General features: G+C 39.9%; 6 protein-coding genes. 5 read left to right on the forward strand and 1 reads right to left on the reverse strand.

Annotation, left to right across the window (positions count from 1 at the left end; genetic code table 11):
• The first annotated feature begins 42 nt into the window (after window positions 1–42).
• A complete protein-coding gene (locus K245_RS0120430) occupies window positions 43–318 on the forward strand; it encodes a hypothetical protein (protein ID WP_027360662.1) in 276 nt (91 codons plus the stop codon).
• 243 nt (window positions 319–561) lie between these two features.
• Here the strand turns inward: K245_RS0120430 and K245_RS0120435 are convergent, their stop codons facing one another.
• Window positions 562–1,254, reverse strand: coding sequence for a type 1 glutamine amidotransferase (locus tag K245_RS0120435; RefSeq protein ID WP_027360663.1), 693 nt, complete (start codon window positions 1,252–1,254; stop codon window positions 562–564).
• Window positions 1,255–1,544: 290 nt separating this feature from the next.
• Between K245_RS0120435 and K245_RS27510 the strand changes: the two genes are divergently transcribed.
• The 4 genes from K245_RS27510 to hcp all read left to right on the forward strand — a co-directional run.
• The gene (locus K245_RS27510) at window positions 1,545–2,003 is read left to right on the forward strand and encodes a cytochrome c3 family protein (RefSeq protein WP_232223859.1); all 459 of its coding nucleotides are present in this window, start codon (window positions 1,545–1,547) and stop codon (window positions 2,001–2,003) included.
• A gap of 38 nt (window positions 2,004–2,041) precedes the next feature.
• Window positions 2,042–3,436 carry a multiheme c-type cytochrome gene (locus K245_RS0120445; RefSeq protein ID WP_027360665.1) on the forward strand — a complete coding sequence of 465 codons (1,395 nt, stop codon included), beginning with the start codon at window positions 2,042–2,044 and terminating at the stop codon, window positions 3,434–3,436.
• A gap of 75 nt (window positions 3,437–3,511) precedes the next feature.
• A complete protein-coding gene (locus tag K245_RS0120450) occupies window positions 3,512–3,853 on the forward strand; it encodes a cupin domain-containing protein (RefSeq protein WP_027360666.1) in 342 nt (113 codons plus the stop codon).
• 92 nt (window positions 3,854–3,945) lie between these two features.
• Window positions 3,946–5,362, forward strand: a 1,417-nt coding sequence (gene hcp, locus K245_RS0120460; RefSeq protein ID WP_027360667.1) for a hydroxylamine reductase, incomplete at its 3' end; no start/stop codon positions are given.

Below are 5,362 nucleotides of genomic sequence, written 5' to 3' on the forward strand. Positions count from 1 at the left end.
CTAATTTACGAAAAAATTACACCATAATTATTAGGGGAATATATGACAGAGGAAAAATCAAATAAAAAACGTAAGGCTATTTCAAGGCATGAACAAATACAGCAGCTAAAGGCAAAAGTAACAAAGCTTGAAGCTATGGAAAGAAATCAGGCAAAGAAAATAGATACAAGACGAAAGATTCTGGCAGGTTCATATTTGATTAATCAATACATAGATAATCCAGAAGGACTTTCTAAACTACTTGATTCTTTTTTGGTCAGGGATAATGATCGTGAGCTTTTTGGATTGAAGCCTTTAAAAAAGGCTATAAAAGAATAATCCTTATAAAAGAAAAATTTTTTTGGGGACATGACCAAGTAAGAAAAGTAAAATTCTTCGCAGAAAATAAAAAGAAATAGATTATTATGGCCTACAAACCTTGAATTGTATTCAAGGTTTTTGGATCTCTTAATTATCCTATGCTTATAATAAGATCCAACAATAATTTTGTATTCCATATATCTGATATACAATAATCTATGACAGTCCAAATTTTACCATTTTGCCAATCAAAAGATAGAATTAAGCAATTATTCTTTCAAATACTGTTTTCATCATTTCATTGATTTTTGAATATTTTGTTTCATTGCCTATAATGTCATTTTCATTCTGAATGAATTTTTCAGTTGTTTGAATTTCATCGCTACATTTTTCAATCAATGATTTAGCTGAATCTTTAGTTGTTTCAAGGTGAAACTGTAGACCAAAAACCTGCCCATTGTAGTCAAAAGCCTGGTTTGTGCATCCGTCACTTGAGCAGACCAGCAGACATTTATCTGGGATATCAAATGTATCTCCATGCCAATGAAAAACCTCTGGTTCTCCTTCAAAAATGCCGGATAATTTACCTTGATAGTTTTTGTCAGGAAACACCTTGAACCATCCAATTTCTTTTTCATTATTCTTTGTAACTTTAGCACCAAGTACATCTGCAATGAGCTGAGCTCCAAGACAAATTCCCAGGATTTGTACCTTATTTTTTATCGCAGATCTGATGAATTCTTTTTCTTTTATTAGCCAAGGATATTCATTTATATCATAAACTCCCATAGGCCCACCCATGATCACAATCAGATTTAAACCTTCAAGTTCAGGGAATGAATGTTCTGGTTCAAAAACTCTGGTTGACGAAATATCGAATCCTTTCATCTGTGCAATATCTTCTATAAAACCTAAACCTTCAAAAGGGACATGTTGTATCCAGTGAAGTTTCATGCGAGCTTTCCTTTTAAGTAATAATAAATTTGAATAAATAAATATAATTAATAATAATTTCTTTAATTACAGAATGTTATGATTCATAAATAAGCTTGGTTGTATAAAAAACAATACTAAAGAATAAAAAACTTCAAAAACATGCCAAATGAGTATAAAAAAAATGAGCTTCTACTGACTTCCTTCCTTAATACATACTTGCAATAAATATTTTGTAGAGGTTTTTGATGAAGAGATTGTTAGGATTTCTTATTGTTTTATTTTTGTTTCCCTTGTTAGCTTTTCCATTGATGAATTTGGGGTACAAAATTATGGTTGACACATCGACACCATCTTTCTGTGCGTCCTGCCATGAGATAAAACCGGCTGTCTCAGCCTGGAGAACCTCTACCCATGCCTCCAATTCCAAGGGATTCACAGCTCGCTGCATTGATTGTCATCTACCGCCACCTGAACAGACTGTATACTTTTTTTTCTCCAAAGCTAAACATGGCATAAAGGACTTCTGGGGACACTACTTCGGAGAACCTTATGATGCCGCTAAAAGACGAGAGATAGTTTATTCAACAATGGATAATTCAAACTGTCTGAAATGTCACCAGAGTCTTCTGTACATGCCGGACAAAAGAGGTGCAATGCTTGCGCACCGCGACGCTTTGTTCGGAGATAACGGTAAAGGGAAAAGCTGTTTCCTCTGTCATCGGGATCTCGTTCACAAGTCGAGTTCAGCATATCATGGAAACAATTGATTTTTATTAAAATCATAAGCAATACACAGGAGGAAGGGATGAGAGTCAATAAATTAAAAATAGGTTTTATTCTGCTGTTTTTATGCATTACTTTTGCTACCATCGTAGCTGCAAGCAATTTCACAAAAGTAAAGTCTTACAACCTTGAAAGGAGTATGCCACCCGAAGCTTCTGCATGCATACAATGCCATCAGAAAGAACATCCTGGCATCGTTTCGGATTGGGCTTCGAGCCGCCATGCCAATGCAGGAATTACATGTTATGATTGTCATAAGGCAGAGTCTGGAGATGCGGACATAAGCACCAAGCATGACAAACAGTATGGTAAATCTGATTCACCTTATGCTCCTTCTTCTTTGAAAGTGCAGATTTCTGGAATAGTAACTCCCAAAGACTGTTCAAGATGTCATCCTGATGAAGCAAAGCAATACAGCATAAGCAAGCATGCAAATACTGTAGAAATAATGTGGAAGGTCGACCCATGGCTTAAACATGGCATGAACAGCAATACAGAACGGAACGCTGGCTGTAATCATTGCCATGGAACTGTAATAGCAATGAAAGAAGGTGAGCTTGATCCCGAAACCTGGCCCAATGTCGGAGTTGGCAGGGTCAACATGGATGGAAGCAAGGGTAGCTGTACAAGCTGTCATTCCAGACATCAGTTTTCAATAGAGGAAGCAAGAAAACCCGAGGCATGCGGGCAATGCCATTTAGGGCCGGATCATCCTCAGATTGAAATATACAAGGAATCCAAGCATGGCGATATTTATGATGCCACAGGACATAAGTTCAAGTGGGATTCCCCTCCTGGAATGTGGACACCCGGAGTTGATTACAGAGCTCCAACATGTGCCTCATGTCATATGTCAGGTGCCGGAAAGGTAAAAACCACACATGATGTAACAGAAAGACTTTCATGGGAACTCCAGACAAATATGTCTATAAGACCGGAAGAATTTGCTGCATTTCCAGCAAAGACAAACTGGAAGGAGGAGCGTTCCAAGATGAAGGAAGTCTGCCAGCAATGCCACGGAGCAACCTGGGTTGACGCACATTATAATAAGCTTGATAAGGTTATCGATGAATACAATAATGTATATTTCAAGCCAGCTAAGGCAATGATGGATAGTCTTTATTCCAAGGGATTGCTTGATTCAACGAAGCCTTTTGATGAGTCTCTTGAGACAGAGTTCTATGAACTTTGGCATCATGAAGGAAGAAGAGCAAGAATGGGCACAGCTATGATGGCTCCTGACTATGCCTGGTGGCATGGTTTCTATGAATGCAAGAAGCGTTTCAACTTGCTTATGCATGAAGCTGGTGAGCTTATAAAGGAAAACAAGAAAGCCCCGAAGTTTGACAGCTTTCCCAACGCCACAGGTTCAACAACACCTCCAGTGCCTATTGCAACGCCTGAAGTCAAAAAATAAAACAGCTCGCCTCGAATTTACAGGGGTTAAAAGCCCCTGTAATTATCAATTTTTTAAGAAAATAAGGGACTCACAATGAATGAATCTGTAATGATGAAGAATATACCATTCTCTGAAATCTTTGATATGAAAAGCCTCGTTGACTATGAAACAGGCAGGGTAGTTAGCAGAACCATAGCTCAAAAAAGTGGTGTTGGCATAACTGTATTTGCATTCGATAAACATGAAGAGATAAGCACACACGCCTCTTCTGGGGATGCAATGGTTATATTGCTTGATGGAAAAGCCATAATCACCATAGGAGAGAAAAAAATTAACGCCGAATCTGGTCAAACTGTTGTTATGCCTGCCAACATACCACACTCATTATTTGCGGAAGAAGCTTTCAAAATGTTGTTAATAGTTGTTAAGCCATAAAGTTTTCTTGATACAGATCAATTACATATCTTTTGTGTTCGGTTAAGGCATTTCCTAATGTTACCCAAACTTTAAATCTAAGGAGAAATAACATGTTTTGCTTCCAGTGTGAACAGACCGCTAAAGGAACAGGATGTGACAAGATAGGCGTATGTGGAAAAACCCCTGAAACAGCGGCAATCCAGGATCTTTTGGTTTATACTATGAAAGGTTTCTCTCTGATTGCTATTGAAGCTGCAAAACACGGCGCAAAAACACCTGAGGATGATCACTTCGCTTGTCAGGCTATTTTTTCAACCCTTACAAATGTTGACTTTGACCCAGAGAGATTCGCCAAACTCATGCAGGAAGCTGAAACCCGCATGGCAGCAATGAAAGAAAAAATCGCTGCCAAGGGTGGCAAAACCAATTTCTCTCAGTACAAAGGCAGCTACAAGGGACTTAACACTGAGGCTCTTATTGCTGAAGGCGAAAAAACAAGCTTTAAGGCGGAACTCGATGCAAATGTTGACATCACATCTCTCAAGCAGCTTCTTATATATGGAATCAAGGGCGTTGCAGCTTATGCAGATCATGCTGCAATCCTTGGCAAGACTGATCAGGCAGTTTATGATTTCCTCTATGAAGGCATGGCTGCGACCATGGACAACACTCTTGGAGTAAATGAGTTTGTTGCTCTTGTACTAAAGTGCGGCGAAATCAACCTCAAGGCAATGGAGCTTCTTGATGCGGGAAACACAGGAACTTACGGACATCCAGTTCCAACCAGCGTCCCCCTTGGAGCCAAAAAAGGCAAGGCCATACTTGTATCAGGCCATGACCTGAAAGATATGTATGAACTCCTGAAGCAGACCGAAGGCAAGGGCATCAACATCTATACCCACGGCGAAATGCTGCCAACCCATGCCTATCCTGAGCTCAAGAAATTCAATCATTTCTTCGGCCATTACGGCACAGCATGGCAGAATCAGGCAAAAGAATTTGATGAATTCCCTGGCGCGATACTCATGACCACAAACTGCATCCAGAAACCAAGGGAAACTTATAAAGATCATATCTTTACAACAGGTCTTGTTGGCTGGCCAGGAGTTGAGCATATCGCAAGCAAGGACTTCTCTCCTGTAATCAAAAAAGCTCTTGATATGCCTGGTTTTACAGAAGAAAAGGCAGGAGTTTCAGTAATGGTTGGCTTTGCGAGAAATACGGTTCTTGGCGTAGCTGGCAAAATAATCGAAGGCGTAAAAAGCAAAGCAATCCGCCACTTCTTCCTTGTGGGCGGCTGCGACGGCGCAAAACCGGGACGCAACTACTACACAGAATTTGTTGAAAAAGTGCCGCAGGACTGCATGATCCTTACACTTGCGTGCGGAAAATTCAGATTCTTTGACAAACAGCTTGGCGACATAGGCGGAATTCCAAGACTCCTCGATGTAGGCCAGTGCAACGACGCTTACTCAGCGGTTCAGATTGCGGTTGCCCTTGCCGGAGCGTTCGAATGCGGAGTTAATG

It is taken from the genome of Desulforegula conservatrix Mb1Pa (genome assembly GCF_000426225.1).
Classification (GTDB): domain Bacteria; phylum Desulfobacterota; class Desulfobacteria; order Desulfobacterales; family Desulforegulaceae; genus Desulforegula; species Desulforegula conservatrix.